At 39.9% G+C, this 19,489-nt stretch carries 14 protein-coding genes and 1 pseudogene; 12 read left to right on the plus strand and 3 right to left on the minus strand.

Annotated elements, in window-relative coordinates; all coding sequences use genetic code 11:
- Window positions 1-199 precede the first annotated feature (199 nt).
- The 10 genes from CTN01_RS15625 to purF all read left to right on the plus strand — a co-directional run bounded on the left by CTN01_RS15625 (window position 200) and on the right by purF (window position 14,381).
- Entirely contained in the window at window positions 200-1,366 is a 1,167-nt protein-coding gene (locus CTN01_RS15625; RefSeq protein ID WP_045148279.1) for a nucleotide sugar dehydrogenase, read from the plus strand.
- A gap of 19 nt (window positions 1,367-1,385) precedes the next feature.
- A complete protein-coding gene (locus CTN01_RS15630) occupies window positions 1,386-2,561 on the plus strand; it encodes a 4-phosphoerythronate dehydrogenase (protein ID WP_045127744.1) in 1,176 nt (391 codons plus the stop codon).
- Window positions 2,558-3,571 (plus strand): aspartate-semialdehyde dehydrogenase, encoded by a 1,014-nt coding sequence (locus tag CTN01_RS15635; RefSeq protein WP_045127745.1) that lies wholly within the window; start codon window positions 2,558-2,560, stop codon window positions 3,569-3,571. Before CTN01_RS15630 ends, CTN01_RS15635 begins: the two co-directional genes overlap by 4 nt.
- A 250-nt stretch (window positions 3,572-3,821) precedes the next feature.
- Window positions 3,822-8,024, plus strand: coding sequence for a FimV/HubP family polar landmark protein (locus tag CTN01_RS15640; RefSeq protein ID WP_045186228.1), 4,203 nt, complete (start codon window positions 3,822-3,824; stop codon window positions 8,022-8,024).
- Window positions 8,025-8,221: 197 nt separating this feature from the next.
- Window positions 8,222-9,007 carry a tRNA pseudouridine(38-40) synthase TruA gene (truA, locus tag CTN01_RS15645; protein WP_045186230.1) on the plus strand — a complete coding sequence of 262 codons (786 nt, stop codon included), beginning with the start codon at window positions 8,222-8,224 and terminating at the stop codon, window positions 9,005-9,007.
- 140 nt (window positions 9,008-9,147) lie between these two features.
- Window positions 9,148-10,077 carry an acetyl-CoA carboxylase, carboxyltransferase subunit beta gene (gene accD, locus CTN01_RS15650; RefSeq protein WP_045148281.1) on the plus strand — a complete coding sequence of 310 codons (930 nt, stop codon included), beginning with the start codon at window positions 9,148-9,150 and terminating at the stop codon, window positions 10,075-10,077.
- 190 nt (window positions 10,078-10,267) lie between these two features.
- Window positions 10,268-11,527, plus strand: coding sequence for a bifunctional tetrahydrofolate synthase/dihydrofolate synthase (gene folC, locus CTN01_RS15655; protein WP_045148282.1), 1,260 nt, complete (start codon window positions 10,268-10,270; stop codon window positions 11,525-11,527).
- 51 nt (window positions 11,528-11,578) lie between these two features.
- A complete protein-coding gene (gene dedD / locus CTN01_RS15660) occupies window positions 11,579-12,235 on the plus strand; it encodes a cell division protein DedD (protein WP_045148284.1) in 657 nt (218 codons plus the stop codon).
- Window positions 12,236-12,297: 62 nt separating this feature from the next.
- Entirely contained in the window at window positions 12,298-12,789 is a 492-nt protein-coding gene (cvpA, locus tag CTN01_RS15665) for a colicin V production protein (RefSeq protein WP_045127890.1), read from the plus strand.
- Between the two features lie 74 nt (window positions 12,790-12,863).
- Window positions 12,864-14,381: an amidophosphoribosyltransferase gene (purF, locus tag CTN01_RS15670; RefSeq protein WP_005369122.1), complete on the plus strand. Its 1,518-nt coding sequence runs from the start codon at window positions 12,864-12,866 to the stop codon at window positions 14,379-14,381.
- Window positions 14,382-14,439: 58 nt separating this feature from the next.
- Here the strand turns inward: purF and CTN01_RS15675 are convergent.
- Both CTN01_RS15675 and CTN01_RS15680 read right to left on the minus strand, forming a co-directional pair.
- Window positions 14,440-14,661: pseudogene (locus CTN01_RS15675) on the minus strand (YIP1 family protein); the annotation flags it as partial.
- Between the two features lie 152 nt (window positions 14,662-14,813).
- Window positions 14,814-15,698, minus strand: coding sequence for a LysR family transcriptional regulator (locus tag CTN01_RS15680; RefSeq protein WP_005369119.1), 885 nt, complete (start codon window positions 15,696-15,698; stop codon window positions 14,814-14,816).
- A gap of 315 nt (window positions 15,699-16,013) precedes the next feature.
- Between CTN01_RS15680 and CTN01_RS15685 the strand changes: the two genes are divergently transcribed.
- Window positions 16,014-17,066 carry a response regulator gene (locus CTN01_RS15685; RefSeq protein WP_045148285.1) on the plus strand — a complete coding sequence of 351 codons (1,053 nt, stop codon included), beginning with the start codon at window positions 16,014-16,016 and terminating at the stop codon, window positions 17,064-17,066.
- 53 nt (window positions 17,067-17,119) lie between these two features.
- On the opposite strand, the gene CTN01_RS15690 is transcribed toward CTN01_RS15685, so the two are convergent.
- A complete protein-coding gene (locus CTN01_RS15690; protein WP_045148286.1) occupies window positions 17,120-18,508 on the minus strand; it encodes a peptide MFS transporter in 1,389 nt (462 codons plus the stop codon).
- Window positions 18,509-18,958: 450 nt separating this feature from the next.
- On the opposite strand from CTN01_RS15690, the gene rfaH reads away from it, so the two are divergent.
- Window positions 18,959-19,456 carry a transcription/translation regulatory transformer protein RfaH gene (rfaH, locus tag CTN01_RS15695; RefSeq protein ID WP_045148288.1) on the plus strand — a complete coding sequence of 166 codons (498 nt, stop codon included), beginning with the start codon at window positions 18,959-18,961 and terminating at the stop codon, window positions 19,454-19,456.
- The last annotated feature ends 33 nt before the right edge of the window (window positions 19,457-19,489 follow it).

Genomic DNA, 19,489 nt, shown 5'->3' on the forward strand with positions numbered 1-19,489 from the left:
ATTTAATTAATCATTGTTTATATTAAGAAAGAGCCATAAGAGATTATGGCTCTTTTTTATTCACTCTTTTTCAATAATACAGTGAGATAGTTGTTAGTTATTGAGCTTTTGTTTTTTTAACATGTTTTCAGTTACACTAAAGTCAGTAGGCAAGGGTTGAATTACAGTTACTTGCACATTTATTCATTGAGGTTAGGTAATGAAAATTACTGTGGTGGGAACCGGCTATGTCGGTCTGTCTAATGCGGTGCTGTTATCTCAGCATAATGAGGTTGTTGCACTCGATATTATTGAAGAGAAAGTTGCATTAATTAATCAAGGTCTCTCTCCAATTGTTGATACGGAAATTGAAGCGTTTTTACAGCATAAAGCATTGAACCTTGTAGCAACAACGGATGCATCACATGCTTATGATAGCGCAGAATTTGTCATTATAGCGACCCCAACAGATTATGATCCGATCACAAATTATTTTAATACCAGCTCAGTAGAAGCCGTTATTAAAGATGTGATAGAGAAAAATCCATCAGCGACCATGGTGATTAAATCAACCGTGCCTGTTGGATATACAGAAAGTATTAAAAAACAGTTCGGTATTACAAATATTATATTTTCGCCAGAGTTTTTACGCGAAGGTCGTGCTCTGTACGATAATTTACATCCTTCTCGTATTATTGTCGGTGAACGTTCTGAGCGAGCTGAAGTTTTTGCTGAGTTATTAAAACAAGGCGCTGAGAAACAAGATATTGCCGTTTTATTTACAGATTCTACAGAAGCAGAAGCGGTAAAATTATTTTCCAATACTTACCTTGCGATGCGTGTGGCTTATTTTAATGAACTTGATAGCTATGCGGAAGCATTAGGCTTAGATAGTCGTCAGATTATCGAAGGCGTAGGTTTAGACCCTCGCATTGGCAATCATTATAATAATCCATCCTTTGGTTATGGCGGTTACTGCTTACCGAAAGATACTAAGCAATTACGCGCGAATTACCGTGACGTACCTAATAACATTATTGGTGCGATTGTAGATGCGAATACCACACGTAAAGATTTCATTGCTGATTCAATTATTGCTAAACAGCCTAAAGTTATAGGCGTTTATCGCTTAATTATGAAATCAGGATCTGATAATTTCCGTGCATCCAGTATTCAAGGCATCATGAAACGCATAAAAGCTAAAGGCATTGAAGTGGTGGTATTTGAACCGGTACTGGAAGAAGATGAATTCTTTAATTCGAAAGTCATCAAAGATCTTGAAGCATTTAAAGCGATGTCTGATGTGATTGTTTCTAATCGTATGGCGGTTGAACTTCAAGATGTACAAGAAAAAGTATATACCCGAGATTTATTCGGGGCTGATTAAGTAAAGCAGGGAAGCCGAAATGAAAATCCTTATTGATGAAAATATGCCGTATGCGTTGGCGTTGTTTAGTGAGCTTGGTGAGGTCATCGCCAAACCAGGTCGAAATTTAACGGCTGATGATTTGGTAGGGATTGATGCCCTGATGATCCGCTCGGTGACGAAAGTTAATAGCAGCCTGTTAGAAAAAGCCGATAAGTTAAAATTTGTGGGAACTGCAACAGCAGGACAAGATCATGTTGATCAACCACTGTTAGCTGAGCGTGGTATTACTTTCACAGCAGCACCAGGCTGTAACAAAGTGGGTGTTGCCGAGTACGTACTTAGTAGCTTAATGGTATTAGGGCAGCAACAAGGCTTTTCTATTTTTGACCGCACTGTTGGGATCATTGGCGCTGGTAATGTTGGCTCATATTTGGCGAAATGTTTAGATGCATTAGGTATTCGTTACCTGCTTAACGATCCGTTAAAGCAAGCGCAAGGCGATGAGCGTCAATTTGATTCAGTTGAAACGCTACTTGCTGAGTGTGATGTCATCACAACTCATACCCCGTTAACTCGTGATGTCGAGTTTCCAACTCATCACTTAGTGAACGAAGCTTTTCTGAATGGATTAAAACCCAATGCTATTTTAATTAATGCGGCACGTGGTCCTATTGTTGATAATAGTGCTTTAAAAGCTGCCTTAGTGGCTTCTCATAATGGTACAGGGAAGGCACTTACAGCAGTACTTGATGTTTTTGAGCAAGAGCCATTGGTGGATTTAGAGTTACTACCGTATTTAGCATTTGCGACACCGCATGTAGCTGGATATGGGCTTGAAGGTAAAGCGCGTGGAACAACCATGGTATTTAACCGCTTTTGTGAGTTTCTAGGTGTTGATAAGCAAGTCGATGCGAGTGAACTATTGCCTGTTGCGCCAATTCCTCAAGTTGAATTAAGTCGTCAATGGGACGAGGCAAGTTTATTTAGCCTTACCCAATTGGTGTATGATGTACGTAAAGACGACGGTATTTTCCGTCGTCAAATGCAGCTAGCTGGTGACGATAACAGCAAAATGGCCACTGCTTTTGATATGATGCGAAAAAACTACTGGGATCGCCGTGAATATAGTGCAATTACAGTAGCAGGCAAGGCAGATTTTGAGGTAGAGTCGCTGGCTAAATTAGGTTTTACAGTAGTAGAGGTCACTCAATGAGTCAGGAATATGATATCGCAATACTAGGCGCAACAGGTGCTGTCGGCGAAGCTATGGTCGAGGTGCTAGAAGAGCGTAATTTTCCTGTTCGCAATCTTTACTTGCTGGCAAGTGATCGTAGTTCTGGCAAAGTGCTACGTTTTAAAGGTAAATCAATCCGCGTGAAGAACGTGGAAGATTTCGATTGGGGCCAAGTTCAAATTGCTTTGTTTTCAGCTGGCGCTGAAGCATCACGTCATTGGGCACCTATCGCCACAGATTTTGGTGTAGTGGTTATCGATAACACATCTGAATTCCGTTATGAATATGATGTTCCGTTAGTGATCCCTGAAGTAAACCCTGAAGCGATTGCTGATTATCGTAACCGTAATATTATTGCAAATCCCAACTGCTCTACGATTCAAATGCTAGTTGCTCTTAAGCCAATTCAAGATGCTTACGGTATTGATCGTATTAATGTCGCGACTTATCAATCTGTATCCGGCTCTGGTCGTAAGGGGATTGATGAGCTTGCGGGTCAAACAGCAAAATTGCTAAATGGTCTGCCTGCTGAAAACAGTGCTTATGACAAGCAAATTGCATTTAACTGCATACCTCATATCGATGAGTTTATGGATAACGGTTACACCAAAGAAGAAATGAAAATGGTGTGGGAAACACAAAAAATTCTTGGTGATTCAAGTATTCGTGTTAACCCAACTTGTGTGCGTGTTTCTGCTTTCTTTGGTCATGCAGAAGCGGTGCATGTAGAAACGCATCAACCAGTAGTAATCGAAGATGCAATTAATCTACTTGAAAATACCGATGGTATTGAAGTCTTCCACGGCACTGATTACCCAACACAGGTAACAGATTCTGTAGGTAAAGATCATGTGATGGTAGGTCGTATTCGTGAAGATATTAGTCACCCATGTGGTCTGAACATGTGGGTTGTAGCTGATAACGTACGTAAAGGCGCGGCAACAAATAGTATTCAGATTGCTGAAAAGCTAATTGAAGAATATTTGTAAAAGAAATAAAACGAAGGAGCAAGAGATTGCTCCTTCCTCATTTCCATGATCTTGCTGGTAAAACCCTAAGTAGTCACTTGACATACATCGCGACCTAGCAAAAATTAGCCATAACAACCTTAAGATTTTCTTTATGTTGTCGATAGATGTGTAGTTTGTGCAACATATAAGCAACTCGTATTATTTCGAAATGCGTTCATTGAATTAACGTTTTCGGCTTATTTATCTCTGCCAGAGAGGAACGCAGGCAGTGTCTGATATCCCTAAGATAGTAAAGCGCTTTATTGTACCGGTAGCTTTCGTTACCATTTCTTCTTATTTACCTATGGTGAATGCGAACACCGTTCGGATTATTGGCCCGTCGAGTGAGGATGGATCCTATTCGCAAGCGAGCCGAGGTATTGATACTCCTGATTTTCGTTCAATTTCGCAGTCAAACAATACTCCTCTTTCTGCTCGTCGTTATGGCCCTACAGGTGAAAAAGAAACCTTGTGGTCAATTGCATCTCGAAATCGTCCTAATGCTTCAGTATCTGTGTACCAAGTTATCGGCGCTATTTATCACGTTAATCCACAAGCATTTGAAAACAGCAATATTCATGGTTTGATCCCTGGTAGCACCTTGGTTATGCCAACATTAAGCCAGATTAAAAACGAGAAAGAGAGCTTGATCCGTCGCCAATTAGAAGCGGATAAAAAGCGTGCGCCATATATTAAAGCAAAGCCAATTAGCCAAAAGCGTGTTGTAAAATTAAAGCCCAAGCCTGAAGAACTACAAAAAATACAAGCAGAGCAGGCAGCGAAAAAAGACGTAAAAAGTACACAGCCCGCAGAGCCAATTGTAAAGTCTGTAGCTGATGAAACGGCTAAGCCAACAACAGATGTTCCCGTTAAAACAATAGAAAAAGCGGTAGCTGTAGCAACAACCGCTGGAGTTATTAGTGCTGCGACACCAACAGAATTAACAGGGAATACTTCTGAAGCGCCTAAAACTGAAAAAGTTGAAGTTGCTGATGTAGATAATGCAGAGAATACGGCTATTCCAGCCAAGCCTGAATTGTCAGAACAGCAAAAAGCGATGACTGATGAGCAAATGACAAAGCTGGTGGAAAGCAACCACATGCTTCGTTTACGCTTAGCGGAAATGCAACAAGAAGTGTTAGCACTCAAAGATCAAGTACAAGACAGTGATAAAGTTCGCCAAGAAATATTACTGTTTTTGGAACAACAAAAAGAAATTCAACAAACACCACAAGTTGTAACGCCACCAACCACGACATGGTTTGACTCTCTTGCTAATAATCCTTGGGCATTAGCTGCTGCTGGTATTATTCCTGGCGGTTTACTTGCTGCATTGCTGGCATTCTTTTTATTGCGTCGTAAAGAAGACGAGCAAGGTGAGGTGAAATCATTAAATGCTCCAGAGGCGACAGCAGTCGAAACGGCACCTGTTGTGATCCCTCCTGTTGATGGTAATGATCAAGATCGTGATACTTCAGATGATTTAGATGATCTCTTTGCGGATGATGACCTATTCAATGATCCTGACTTTACGTTAGATATTGATGATAAAGATGAACCATCAACTAAAAATGAGAAAGAAGAGGTAAAAGAGCCTGTTACTGAGTTTAGCGATGAAGTTGATGTTAAGACTGAATCAGCAGTTGTTAATGATATTGAATTTGATGAAGCTTTTGAAAATAACTTAAGTAGTAGTATTTCAGTTAAAGGTGATGATGCTATTGGTTTAGAAGACATGGAGCGTGCTCTTGATGAAATGGATAATGAGAGCGAGCCAAGTTCAGATGAAGCCTTAGCGTTAATGTGGGAGAAATCTCTCAATGAATCAGCGAAAGATGAAGATACCGAAAATACTCTCGATGATTTTGATTTATCTCAGGATGACTTTGATCTTAGTGATAATGACGATGTTAAGCTATTGCCTGCAGATAACGAAGATGAAGAGTTAGATAATGGCTTGTTAGAGCAGTCGTTATTAGATGAAATTTTGCAACAAGCAGAAGAGCAGAGTCAAGACCGCGCTAAGTCTGAAATTAATGATGAGTCAAATGATGTTGAAGTTAAAGCCTCTGAGAATATTGACCAAGATGAATTGGATGCATTATTTGGTAGCTTTGGTGCTGATTTACCTGAATTAGAACAAACCGTTTCAGATGAACAGACGGATGAAACACAAGATGATGAACGTGTTTTTGAAGAAGGTAGTACTGCATTACTTGATGAGTTAGTAGAAGATGATGAATTAAGTAGTGATATTGAACTTGAAGAAGACAGTACAGCATTACTTGATGAGTTGATCTTAGATGAGGATGAACCGGAACAGTCTGATTCAACGATAGAAGTGGCTGAAGACAGTACAGCATTGCTTGATGAGTTGATCTTAGATGAAGATGAATCGGAACAATCTGATTCAACGATAGAAGTGGCTGAAGATAGTACTGAACTACTTGATGAATTATTAAAAGACAATGATGCTGAAATCTCATCAAAACAAGATGACATTTCAATTGATGAATCCAGTACTGCATTATTAGATGAAATTTTATCTGAGCAGTTAGCAGCAGTCGATGAACAAGATGCTCCCAATAATGAGAATCAACACCTTGATGAAATTATCGAATCGCAATCATTCGCTTCTGATCTAGAGCAGAAATCACAGGATGTTATTAATCCTGAAAGTGATGTTGAAAAATATGCTCAACAGGAAAAAGACATCTCTCTTACTGATGAAAGCGATGCTGAAACTGTAGAGCCTGAAGTTGTAACTGAATTGCCGAGTGAAGAAGCACCTAATGATGTTTTCACGTCTGAATTTGTTAGTGATACTCGCGATACGTCAACTAAAGAAGTCCTTGAGTCACAAAATACTGAAGAGCTGCAAACCTTATCGCCAAGTAGTGAACAGAAATTCGATGAGATCTTAGATGATGTTTTAGACGAAGACTTTTATCGTCAATCGCTAGACAGTGATGTTAAGCCATTAACCGTTTCAGATCTTGAACGTGAACTAGATGAGCAAGATGCATTAGCGAGTCATGTTGTAGCAGAGCAACATGAACCGCTAAATGTAGACGATCTTCCTTCTTTTGATGAAGAAGATGCATTAAAAGCATTTGCTGATGATGTGTATGAATCACCACAAGAAAATGCTGTTCATCAAGACGCATTATCACTCGATGATTTACCTGAATTTGATGAACAAGCGGCATTGGATGATCCTGATGCTGAGCCTTTTGACGAAACAGAACTTAATAACGACATTGATGAGCAAATCGCACTTGATAATGTTATTCGTCAATTGCAGCAAGCCGCGGAAGCTGCAGATAAGTATTCACCTAAATCTGAATTATCTCCTGAAAATACAGTAGATTTTGTTGCTGAAACTACTCCTGAATTACCAGATGAGTCATCGTTATCAGCATCAGCGGTTGCTAATGAAAATGAAGTATCGCCATTTGATACCGCTCAAAGGGATGTTTATCCTTTTGAAAAACTCGATCCAACGACCATTCCAGAGTTTGATGAAGGTGAAGCGCTGCAAGCCTCATTGGATGAGCAACATGAGCTTGAGCAATATGAAATTGAACAAGGTTTACGTTTACCCAATGAAGAGCCTATTGACGTAAAAGAGAAGCCAGTTGTACTAGATCAGTTGGATCAAACCATGGTTGATTCTGCTGGTCTTGATATGGATGCATTACTATTTGATGATTCATTAAATGATAATGCAGAGAACCAAGGTCTATCTCAGCCAACACAGCCACAAGATGTTAGTGATAGCGCGACAGATGTTGAGACTGATTCATCGTTAACTGATGAACTACCCAAACAGCAAGTGGAGCGCTCTGGGCTGGGTTTAGAAGACGATGAACGTGATGGATTATTAACGCAAACTACAGATGAGTTAGTGGCAGATCATACTTTTGACGATGAGCTGTCTGATGATGATGCTAAAGTATGGCAAACCTCAGTATCTGAGCCTGAATTAGCTCAAGAAGATTGGACACAACAACCGCATTTGGTAAAAGACGATGTGAAGTCGGTTTCGTTAGAGTCTGACTTCTCATTACGTACCAGTGATCTGGAAAGCGAAGCAACCAGTGAGTTACTGGCTGAACAATCAAGAGCTGAAAAGCCATCTTATATTAGTATTGATGAATTAATGAAAGATGACCCATCACATCAGCAAGTCGATCCCGATGCTAACCCTTTAAATTTAGAGGTAGGGCTTGATGAGTACCCTGAGATGTTAGCCAGTATTGGTGACTATGATGTTGATATTAATGGTGAGTATGTAAGTAAACTTGATTTGGCTAAAGCTTATTTAGAAATGAATGATAGTGAAGGCGCTGTTGGTTTATTAGAGGATATTGCGAAAAATGCTGAAAAAGATCTTCAAGAAGAAGCCCAAAGACTGCTTTTGAAGCTGTAACATCACTCTTGCTTAATATAGAAACAGCACGGTAGAGATAATTCTATCGTGCTTTTTTATTTTTTACTTGCCGCATTATGTTATCTCTATCGCACTATTCTTTCCCTTATCTTGTGAATTACTTATAATTCGGAACAGTTTCGTAAATTACGTGTTAGTGGTTTACATAGGTTTGATTAATCGAAGTTGAATAAATTATGCGAATAGCTTTAGGTGTAGAGTACGATGGTGCTAAGTATTATGGCTGGCAACGCCAACGTGATGTAGATAGCGTACAAGAGCGTTTGGAAAAAGCTCTCTCTAAAGTCGCCAATCAACCAGTAGAAGTTTTCTGTGCTGGGCGTACTGATGCTGGTGTTCATGGTACGGGGCAGGTTGTTCACTTCGACATTAATATAGATCGCAAAATGGTGGCGTGGACGATGGGGGCCAATGCTCATCTTCCTAAAGATATTGCGGTACGTTGGGCGACAGAAGTGAATGAGGATTTTCATGCTCGTTTTACAGCGACAGCACGCCGTTACCGTTACATCATTTTTAATAACGCCTTACGTCCCGCTATTTTAGGTAATGGTGTTAGCCATTACCACGGCCATCTTGATGAGAAAAAAATGCATGAGGCAGGCCAGTACTTACTGGGTGAAAATGATTTTACGTCGTTCCGCGCGGTTCACTGTCAATCACGAAGCCCATGGCGTAATTTAATGCACCTGAATGTCACTCGCCAAGGCGACTTTGTGATCATTGATATCAAAGCAAATGCGTTTGTTCATCATATGGTACGTAACATCACTGGAAGCTTAATTAAAGTCGGTAAAGGCGAAGAAAAACCAGAGTGGATTGAGTGGCTACTTGCGCAAAAAGATCGCACATTAGCAGGGGCAACAGCTAAAGCCGAAGGCTTGTACTTGGTTGATGTTGACTACCCGAAAGAGCACAATTTACCGCGTGTACCATTAGGTCCGTTATTCTTAGCCGATTGAGTAAACACGCTTAGCTTGATAAGGTAGTACCAGTTTTTTATCTACAGATTAGCAAGATTGTGTTTTAATCTCTGATCGTTATCCAATGAATTTGTATCTTCGGCCATTGACGGCGGAAGCATTAAGAATAAAGGTCATTCATGAGCTGGCTTGAAAAGATTCTAACTAAAAGCAACATTGTCTCTTCACGAAAAGTGTCGATTCCTGAGGGCGTTTGGACGAAATGTACCTCTTGTGATCAAGTACTGTACCATGCAGATCTTGAGCGCAATCTAGAGGTGTGCCCTAAGTGTGATCATCACATGCGTATGAAAGCACGTCGTCGTCTTGAAACTTTCTTAGACGCCGATACGCAAGTTGAGATTGCCGCAGAGCTAGAGCCGCAAGATAAGCTTAAATTCCGCGATTCTAAAAAGTACAAAGATCGTTTGTATAGCGCTCAAAAAGCCACAGGTGAAAAAGATGCATTAATCGCAATGAAAGGGGATGTATTAGGTCTACCTATTGTTGCATGTGCTTTTGAATTCTCTTTTATGGGCGGTTCAATGGGTTCTGTCGTTGGTGCTAAATTTGTACGAGCAGTGGATGCGGCAATTGAAAATAACTGCCCATTGATCTGTTTCTCCGCAAGTGGCGGTGCACGTATGCAAGAAGCATTGATGTCACTGATGCAAATGGCAAAAACCAGTGCGGCGTTAGAGCGTTTATCAGCGAAAGGCTTACCTTTCTTCTCTGTGTTAACCGATCCAACTATGGGTGGTGTATCAGCATCTCTTGCAATGCTTGGTGATATCAATATTGGTGAGCCAAAAGCACTGATCGGTTTTGCAGGCCAACGTGTTATTGAGCAAACCGTACGTGAGAAGTTACCAGAAGGTTTCCAACGGAGTGAGTTCCTACTTGAACATGGTGCGATTGATATGATTGTTGATCGCCGTGAAATGCGTCAGCGTATCGCAGGTCTTGTTGCCAAAATGACCAACCAAGCATCACCGTTAGTTGTTTCTGTCGATAGTAAGCCTGAGCCTGTTGAGGCTCCTGTCCAAGCTGAAGATTCAGAAAACGCCTAATTGGTTATATTGATTGATGGATATAGAGACCGTTTAGCTAATCGCTAGGCGGTTTTTTTTTGAGTATATAATAGCGCTATTGCCATTAACGTGGTGTTTAATCGAATTTATATCGTCATAGGTTTAAGTTATTTAAGATTCGATGGTAAATTATGGCTCAAGTAATTTATAAACAAGTGAATGATTTCTCATGTCAGGATTGACTGCACCACAAGCGACAGCCTCGCTTTCAACATGGCTGAAATATCTTGAGCAATTACATACTAGTGCAATCGATCTTGGATTAGATCGCGTTAAAGCTGTAGGTGAAAAGGCAAATCTTATTAAACCTGCGCCTTGTGTTATTACTGTTGCGGGGACTAATGGCAAAGGTTCAACCTGTGCCATGTTAGAAGCTATCTTAATTGAAGCGGGTTATAAGGTTGGTGTTTATAGCTCTCCTCACCTTGTACGTTATAACGAACGTGTTCGTATCAACAATGAAGAGCTTGATGACAGTGAACATAGTAAAGCATTTGCAAGCGTTGAAGCGGCGCGTGGTGATATAAGTTTAAGCTTATTTGAATTTGGTACGCTTGCTGCGTTAACACTGTTTAAAACACATAAAGTGGATGTTGTTGTACTAGAAGTTGGTCTTGGTGGGCGATTAGATGCCACTAATATTGTTGATCATGATGTTAGCGTGATCACCAGCCTTGCAATTGATCATGTTGATTGGCTTGGTGATAATATTGACGTAATTGGTTATGAAAAAGCAGGTATTTTCCGCTCAGGTAAACCAGCTATTTGCGGCCAACCTCATCCGCCAGCAACGGTTCCTGCTCACGCGGATGATATTGGCGCTGAATTACATCAGGTTGGTTATCAATTTGATTATCAAGTAGCCGATGACCATTGGAACTGGCAATGTGGTGCATTTGATTTATCTCACTTGCCGCTGCCTAATTTACCGTTCCCTAATGCAGCCACAGCCTTAATGGCTTTAGGAACTGCAGAGCTTGATATCTCGGAAGAGCATATCATTCAAGGTTTAAGCAAAGCCCAATTACCAGGACGAATGCAGCGTGTTAGTGATGATCCATTGATCATTATGGATGTCGCACATAATCCCCATTCTGCCGAGTATTTCGCTCAGCAACTAAATCGAATTAAGCAAAAAGAAGGTAAGAAGCATATTCATGCTGTCGTTGCGATGCTCCATGATAAAGATATCGCTTCGACTATCGCAATGATGAAAGACGTAGTAGATCATTGGTATCCTGCTTCTTTAACAGGCCCAAGAGCGGCAACTGCCGATGAGATATTGCAGTATTTACCAACGGATTGTACGGGTTTTGATAAGCCAGAAGCGGCATTTGACCAAGCGCTAACACAAGCTAACCGCGATGATATGGTAATCGTCTTTGGCTCGTTTTACACTGTCGGACAAATAACGAGTCATTTACGTTAATGAGTGAAAAAACACTTTATTATAAAGTGGTTAAATAGCATAGGAGTCCATGTGGCTAGCCAATTTCAAAATCGACTGATTGGTACCATTATTTTGGTAACCGTTGGCGTGATTTTTCTTCCTGATCTTTTTGATGGGCAAAAACAGCACTATAAAGAGCAGTTCGAAAGCATTCCGTTGCAGCCTAAAATGGGTGACCAAAAGGAGTTTACTCAAATACCTAACCCTGAAACGGTAAATTCGGAGCTACCTAAAGATCCTGTCACAGTAACAGTGGATAATGGTAAAGATACGGTTTCATCATCATCAGGTAATAATAATGAAACCTATACCGTTGAAGAAGACAAAGCGCCTCAACCTGAACAGCCTGTTGTGCCCGTTGAGCAACCAAAGACTGTCGTAACCCCAAAACCTGTTGTAAAGCCAGAGCCTGCAGTTGTGTCTGACCAAGGGTTAAAAAATAGTGGCTGGATGATCCAATTAGGGACATTTGGTAATTTTAAGAATGCCAGCGCACTGGTGGCGAAGCTGCGTTTAAATGGTTACCAAGCACATTTATTACCTAAAGATGCGCAACCGGGTCAGTATGTAAAAGTTGTTGTGGGACCAGATCTTTCAAAAGACAAGCTTTTGGCTAAGATTGATGACTTGAAAAAATTAACCGGGTTAAGTGGCAAATTGTATCAATTTAGCCCAATAAAACCTTAAGTAAACGTTTGCGTCTTCATTTTTTCTGTTAGAATACGCATCAACAAGACGAAATACACATGATGATCTGGATTGATTATGTAATTTTAGCCGTGATTGGCTTTTCCGCTTTGGTAAGTTTAATCCGTGGTTTTGTTAAAGAAGCACTTTCATTAGTTATCTGGTTTACTGCGTTTTTTGTGGCGAGTAATTTCTACCCACAGCTTGCGGTTTACTTTACAAACTTTCATGATGAAATGCTTCGCAACGGTAGCGCTATTGCCGTTTTATTTATCGCAACGCTGATTGTTGGTGCGGTAGTTAACTATGTTATTGGTCAGTTAGTACAGAAAACAGGGTTATCTGGTACTGATAGAGTTCTGGGCGTAGTTTTTGGTGGGGTTCGCGGCGTGTTAATTGTTGCGGCAGTATTGTTCTTTCTCGACGCCTTTACGGGGTTTGCAAGTGCTGATTGGTGGAAACAGTCACAACTCATCCCACAATTTGGTGTCGTCATTGAATGGTTTTTTTCCTATATCAAACACAGTTCAAGCTTCTTACCTAACATTAAATAGCGCCAAATTAATAGCAGTTACCAAATTTATTCGATTTGGTAACTGTATTTTTATGCACGACGAGGATTTTGGAAATGTGTGGTATTGTTGGAATCGTGGGCTCAACCCCGGTAAACCAGTCTATCTATGATGCACTTACTGTGCTGCAACATCGCGGCCAAGATGCTGCGGGTATTTGTACCTTAGAAAGCAATCGTTTCCGTCTGCGTAAAGCGAATGGTTTAGTGCGTGATGTCTTTGAAGCTAAACACATGCAACGCTTACAAGGTAATGTAGGTATCGGACACGTGCGTTATCCAACTGCGGGTAGCTCTAGTGCATCAGAAGCCCAACCGTTTTATGTTAATTCTCCTTACGGTATTTCACTTGCTCATAATGGTAATTTAACCAACGCAGCAGATATTCGTGAGACCTTATTTGAGCAAGCGAAACGTCATGTCAATACAACCTCAGATTCTGAGATTTTACTGAATATTCTGGCAAATCAACTTGAGCATTGTCCAAGTTATCCTATTAGCCCTGATGAAATTTTTAAAGCAGTCAGTGAAGTTCACCGAATTGTAAAAGGTGCGTATGCGGTTGTTGCGATGGTTATCGGACATGGCTTAATTGCATTTCGTGATCCAAATGGTATTCGCCCTTTATGTATTGGTAAGCGTGAAGAGCAAGGTAAAACAGAATACATGGTAGCTTCAGAGTCAGTGGCACTTGATGCGGTTGGTTTTGATTTTGTCCGTGATATTGCGCCAGGTGAAGCCGTTTACATCACTTTTGATGGGCAATTATTTACTCAGCAATGTGCTGATAATCCACAGTTAAATCCATGTGTATTTGAGTTTGTTTACTTCGCTCGTCCTGATTCATTTATTGATAAAGTCTCTGTTTATGGCGCGCGTTTAGCGATGGGCACCAAGCTGGGTGAAAAGATTAAACGAGAATGGGCCGATATTGATATCGATGTTGTTATTCCTATTCCAGAAACTTCTTGTGATAGTGCCCTAGAAATTGCACGTACGTTAGATAAACCTTACCGCCAAGGTTTTGTTAAAAACCGTTATGTAGGCCGTACGTTTATCATGCCTGGGCAACAAATGCGTCGTAAGTCTGTGCGTCGTAAGCTCAACGCTATTCGCTCTGAATTTAAAGATAAAAATGTATTGTTAGTCGATGACTCTATTGTTCGTGGTACCACATCAGAGCAGATCATCGAAATGGCAAGAGAAGCAGGTGCGAAGAAAGTTTACTTAGCATCAGCAGCACCTGAAATTCGTTTCCCTAATGTCTATGGTATTGATATGCCAAGCGCTAACGAACTAATTGCTCATGGTCGCGAAGTGGATGAAATTTCAAATATTATCGGTGCTGATGGTTTGATTTTCCAAGATTTACAGGATCTTGTTGATGCCGTCGCCGAAGGAAATCCTGAAATTAAATTATTTGAAACATCAGTGTTTAATGGTAATTACGTAACCGGTGATGTGAACCAAAAGTACTTAGAGTATTTAGATTCACTACGCAGTGATGACTCGAAAAAACAGCGTGAGATTCAGCAAGATTTAGCTAATTTAGAGTTACATAACGAAGGTATTTAAGCCTTATATGTGAGCAAATAGAGTGATAAGCCGGAGTGTAAAAACTCCGGCTTTTCTTTCAATGGATAAACTCAGGCCCACAACCATGGCTCCATAAGATCACTGACGATGTGATAATGGAAACTAAGAGTACCACTCCTACAGTAACAATTGAGCTTGCATAAATAAATCCACGCTCTTCAGGAAAGTGCATTAAAATGAGTACGCCTGTATAGAGTAAATATACAGAATAAGTAAGTCTTATAAGACCTGTGAGCATGAGAAACCAGAGATGCGGAAAAGTTCGCCATTCTTGTTTTTTGGGGGAGCGTAAGGTTTGTAACTGTCTGCTTTTTTATGTAGGTTATTGTTCTGAAAGGGATAAAAACAAAATGCCCTATTAATGAATTAATAGGGCATTTTTTCTAAAAATTACGTTACAGGTAAACGTTTTTAGTGTTTTTCTAAGTCAAAGTAGTGACTCGCAAAATCAATAAATAGACGTAGTTTTTCAGGTTGGTAATCACGGTGATTATAAATCAAATATACATCACGTGGGTTTGCAGACCAGTTTTTAAGTACTTGTGTCACTTCACCGGCTGCAATGTATTTTTCTAGCATAACGTCAGGCATTAGGGTAATACCTAAGCCAGCACAACATGCTTTACGAACAACGTTAAGTTCGCTTGCTTCAAAGCGACCTCGTTCATTAATCGTAACGGTTTCGCCGTTGTGGTTGTTTAGACGCCAGCGTAGTAAAGGATTACCCTTTAATAAAACATGGTCGTGAAGATCTTGAGCATGTTTAGGCTCTGGATTTTTCTTTAAATACTCTGGGCTAGCAACAAGAATGTCTTTTACTTCATTAATACGGCGAGCGATCAGTGTTGAATCTCGTTGAGGACCAATACGGAACATAACATCCCAGTCCGTCGGATCAAGCTGATCTGGCTCATTGCTCATATATAGCTGAATGCTAATTGCTGGATGTTCCAACATAAAGGCATTCAATAAAGGTTGAAGCATTACCTTAGTAATATTGGTTGGTGCGGCAATACGTAACTTGCCCGCAGCACCTTTACACTCTTCACTAATATGTTCAGTCGTATCAAGTAACTGTTGTAGTAAAGGCGCACAGTCATGATAGAACTTTTGACCGGCTTCAGTAAGTGACAGTTTACGGGCATGACGATTAAGCAGGCGAATATTAAGGCCTTCTTCAAGTGCTTGAATTCGACGTGTCAGTGTCGCAACTGGTACCTGGGTTTTTCTAGATGCAGCGGTATAACTGCCATTTTCCACAACCATGCGGAATAAATTTAGATCGTCAAGTTTCATAAAAAAGTCATTATTGAGCGCTTATGATGGACAATTGTATAACAAAATGAGTCAAATGCATCTCTTTTTCTTTCTTTTGCCTACTAAAATAGTATTTTGATCATGTTTATTAAGGTTAATTTACCAAAATAAAGGGTTACGATAATTTGAAGTGTATTACATAAATGAATTTATTTTTATTAAATGTACATGAATACATATTTTTTGTGGTGTTTTTTCTATGCTTAATAGAGTCGCAAAAATTAGACAGTCTTAAGATACTTAATTTCAGTTTGTTATATGCCTTAAACTAAGTAGGTATTTGTGGAGGTGGTTTTGCTAGAAGGGAAAGATGTTCTCGTTGTAGAAGACGACCCAGTATTTAGAAATATGATTGTTGGCTTTCTTGAAAGTCAAGGATGCTTGGTGCAAGAGGCTGATAATGGTTTAGAAGGGCTACGTGCATTAAAGGAGCATATTCCTGATCTGTTACTCTGCGATCTCGCGATGCCTGTTATGACAGGTATGGAGTTTGTTGAAGAGGTGTCTATTCAATATCCAATGATACCAATTATTGTGATTTCAGGAACGGGAGAAATGGCAGATGTTGCTTTGGCACTACGACTTGGTGTTAAGGATTTCTTAATAAAGCCATTGGAAAATATTTTAATGCTGAAATCTTCTATGATCTCGGTATTGAAAGGGCAAGACAGTGCGACACATCATCGACAAGATTTTTCTAATCGATGGTTTGCTACTACAGAAGATACAGAGCCTGTTGAAGAAGAATTGGAATGGCATATTAAAGATTTGCAAAATAACCCTAAAGCGGCACGTGAGCTATTAGTGGGGTTAATGCCTGAAACACAATCGACTTATGGTCGATGGCAGCTAAATTATTGCGTTTTACAATCCATTGATTCCCTCCCAGTTATTCTTGATTATACGTGGCTATTAGATGGTCAATTAGCCTTTTATCTTCTTGATACCAGTAGTGGCGATTATAATGCGACGGCAACAGCGTTATTAATTCGTGCCTTTTTTAATGATTATCTACGTAATCAAGGTAATTGTTTAGAAAGCTTGAGCCACTTAGTCTCATTAATTGAAAAAGGGATGAAGCACTCAGGTTATGCGTCACCCATCAAGGCCTTGTTTGGCGTATTTGATTTGTCTGATAGATGTTTGCATATTCTTCCTGCAGGTATTGAATCACAACTTCGAACAAGTGATGATTCTTTTGAAGTCGCATCAGGTGAATGGCTTGGACGAGAAGCAAGGCACAATATGTTATCGAAGTTAGCATTGTCTCCATCAGGAGGGCGTTTATCGCTAAGCCAATTGGGACATGCTAGTTTTAGTGTGAACTTTAAAAATATTAAGATGTAAAAAAGGGTAGTGTTAGCAACACTACCCTTAAACAGATTGTTATCAATATGGTATTAAGCTTCTGCTGTTTTAACCTCTGCAGTTTCATCATTAGATGAAGATTCTGCACCATGCATCCAATTAATTAATGTATTGGATAATAACAGCAGTAATACACCAGCGATAACTGCAGTAATTGCAATGCCTGAGAAGATTGCTAGAGGACCGGCCTCACCAATACGTGAACCAATCTCACCTGCAATATAGTTAGCAATGGCGTTAGCACCAAACCATGCACCCATCATTAATGACGCCAAGCGAAGAGGTGCAAGTTTTGTCACCATTGATAAACCAATCGGTGATAGACATAACTCACCAATAGTATGGAAGAAGTATGCGCCAATCAGCCATAGCATTGATGTTTTAACTGTCATATCACCGCCTTGCTCAAGCGCTGCACCAATCATACAGGCAAAGCCAATTGCAAGTGAGAACATAGCTAGCGCAAATTTTACTGGTGAATTAGGTTCACTTTTACCCATTTTTACCCAAAGAGCTGCAAGAATAGGGGCACAAATAATAATGAAAAATGGATTAAGTGACTGAAACCAAGCTGCAGGCACTTCGAAACTACCAATCATACGGTTTGTGTATTCTTGAGAATAGATATTCATTAAGCCGCCAGCTTGTTCGAAGCCCGCCCAGAATACGATAACAAAAGTACACATCACCATAATTACTTTCAGGCGATCACGTTCAATTTTGGTTAGTGGCTCTTTCTTACCACTTACATTTTTTGCTGCATCACGAACAGCAGCAGGAACGGTACCAATGTCACCAAGGTAGCGTTGTGCAAAGAATAATTGGATCAATAAGCTAAATAGCATACCGATACCGGCACACAAGAAACCTGCTTTCCAGCCATAAACGGCAGAAGCTGTACCCGCAATAACACCCGCAAGTAACGAACCTATATTGATGCCCATATAGAAAATAGTAAACGCACCATCACGACGGTTATCGCCTTCTTGGTAGAGATCACCCACCATGGTTGAGATGTTTGGTTTAAATAAACCATTACCAATGATCAGGAAAGTAAGTCCTAAATAGAAAGCTTTTACAGCATGAGGATCAACGACACTGTGCGGGAGCGCTAGAGTAAATTGACCAATAGCCATTAGTACGCCACCAATAATAATTGATCGACGTTGGCCTAAAAAGTTATCTGCAATCCATCCACCAATTAAGGGAGTAAAGTAGACAAGGCCTGTGTAAATACCATATAGGCTTAATGCTTCTTGAGTACTCCAGCCTAAGCCGCCATCGATCGTTTTATCTGTTAAGTACAAAACTAAAATAGCGCGCATGGCGTAGTAGGAAAAACGCTCCCATAGCTCAGTTCCAAATAACAGGAACAAGCCTTTTGGGTGGCCCAATAAGGTACCACTACTATTATGACTCATAGGATTCTCTATATTATTGTGATGGTGTGTTTGCTAATACCAGTAGTTTTATAAAGCACAATATATACGACTGCAAGTTTTTACATTTAAAGAACAAATGGAGAACATTTCAAGTCATTGAAATTAAAGTATTTGAGCTTTTTTTATTCAAAATTGAAAAGTTAATTTTCAGAATGAATGTGATGAGGTTGTTTTGATTTATTCTACTTTTTTGGTTTTTTATATTGTTTTTACGTTTTTATTTGGTTTTTTTTATTGTCATATTTGGTTGTTCATGAATGTTACAAAATTTGGCTGAGAAATTGCTGTAAAAAGTAGTTACTGTCTTAGCCTCTATAAACGAGTTGAGTAATAAGGGCTAAATAAATACTTTATCCCTTATTAGCCGCAATATAAAAAGTAGTTATTTATGTATATAATAGCGATGAATTTTAATGTTTAGGATTGATGATGAAAGATTGGTATTTGCTTTATTGTAAGCGCAGTGAACAAGAGCGTGCAGTGATCAATCTGGATCGTCAAGGTGTGGATTGCTACTACCCTCAGGTAACAGTAAAAAAAGTGAGCCGAGGTAAACGAATAGAGTCAATCGAACCATTATTTCCAAGTTATGTTTTTGTTCAATTTGACCCTGAAACGGTAAGCTATACGTCGGTGCGATCAACGCGTGGTGTGGCTGACTTTATTCGCTGCGGCGCAATGCCACAAAAGGTACGTGAAGAACTTATCTATAACTTAATGATGAATGAAGATAGTGAAGAGCATCAACGTTTGTTGTCAATGTTGCCTCAGCCTGGTGAAAAATTAAAATTAGAGCAAGGTAAATTTCAAGGTCTTGAGGCAATTTACCAAGAGCCTGATGGTGAGAAACGCTCATTTATGCTGATTAACTTGTTAGGTAAGCCTGTGAAAGTAAGTGTTGATAATACTGATTTACTTAAAAAATAACCATTATTCTCTATAAATTAGAACTCTCTTTTG

The sequence above is a fragment of the Photobacterium angustum genome (assembly GCF_003026365.1).
GTDB lineage: Bacteria > Pseudomonadota > Gammaproteobacteria > Enterobacterales > Vibrionaceae > Photobacterium > Photobacterium angustum.

Excerpts from the sequence above, each read along its gene's own strand:
- CTN01_RS15625 (WP_045148279.1), top strand. The coding sequence starts at position 200 with ATGAAAATTACTGTGGTGGGAACCGGCTATGTCGGTCTGTCTAATGCG.
- CTN01_RS15630 (WP_045127744.1), top strand. The coding sequence starts at position 1,386 with ATGAAAATCCTTATTGATGAAAATATGCCGTATGCGTTGGCGTTGTTT.
- CTN01_RS15635 (WP_045127745.1), top strand. The coding sequence starts at position 2,558 with ATGAGTCAGGAATATGATATCGCAATACTAGGCGCAACAGGTGCTGTC.
- truA (WP_045186230.1), top strand. The coding sequence starts at position 8,222 with ATGCGAATAGCTTTAGGTGTAGAGTACGATGGTGCTAAGTATTATGGC.
- accD (WP_045148281.1), top strand. The coding sequence starts at position 9,148 with ATGAGCTGGCTTGAAAAGATTCTAACTAAAAGCAACATTGTCTCTTCA.
- folC (WP_045148282.1), top strand. The coding sequence starts at position 10,268 with ATGTCAGGATTGACTGCACCACAAGCGACAGCCTCGCTTTCAACATGG.
- cvpA (WP_045127890.1), top strand. The coding sequence starts at position 12,298 with ATGATCTGGATTGATTATGTAATTTTAGCCGTGATTGGCTTTTCCGCT.
- purF (WP_005369122.1), top strand. The coding sequence starts at position 12,864 with ATGTGTGGTATTGTTGGAATCGTGGGCTCAACCCCGGTAAACCAGTCT.
- CTN01_RS15680 (WP_005369119.1), bottom strand. The coding sequence starts at position 15,698 with ATGAAACTTGACGATCTAAATTTATTCCGCATGGTTGTGGAAAATGGC.
- CTN01_RS15690 (WP_045148286.1), bottom strand. The coding sequence starts at position 18,508 with ATGAGTCATAATAGTAGTGGTACCTTATTGGGCCACCCAAAAGGCTTG.
- rfaH (WP_045148288.1), top strand. The coding sequence starts at position 18,959 with ATGAAAGATTGGTATTTGCTTTATTGTAAGCGCAGTGAACAAGAGCGT.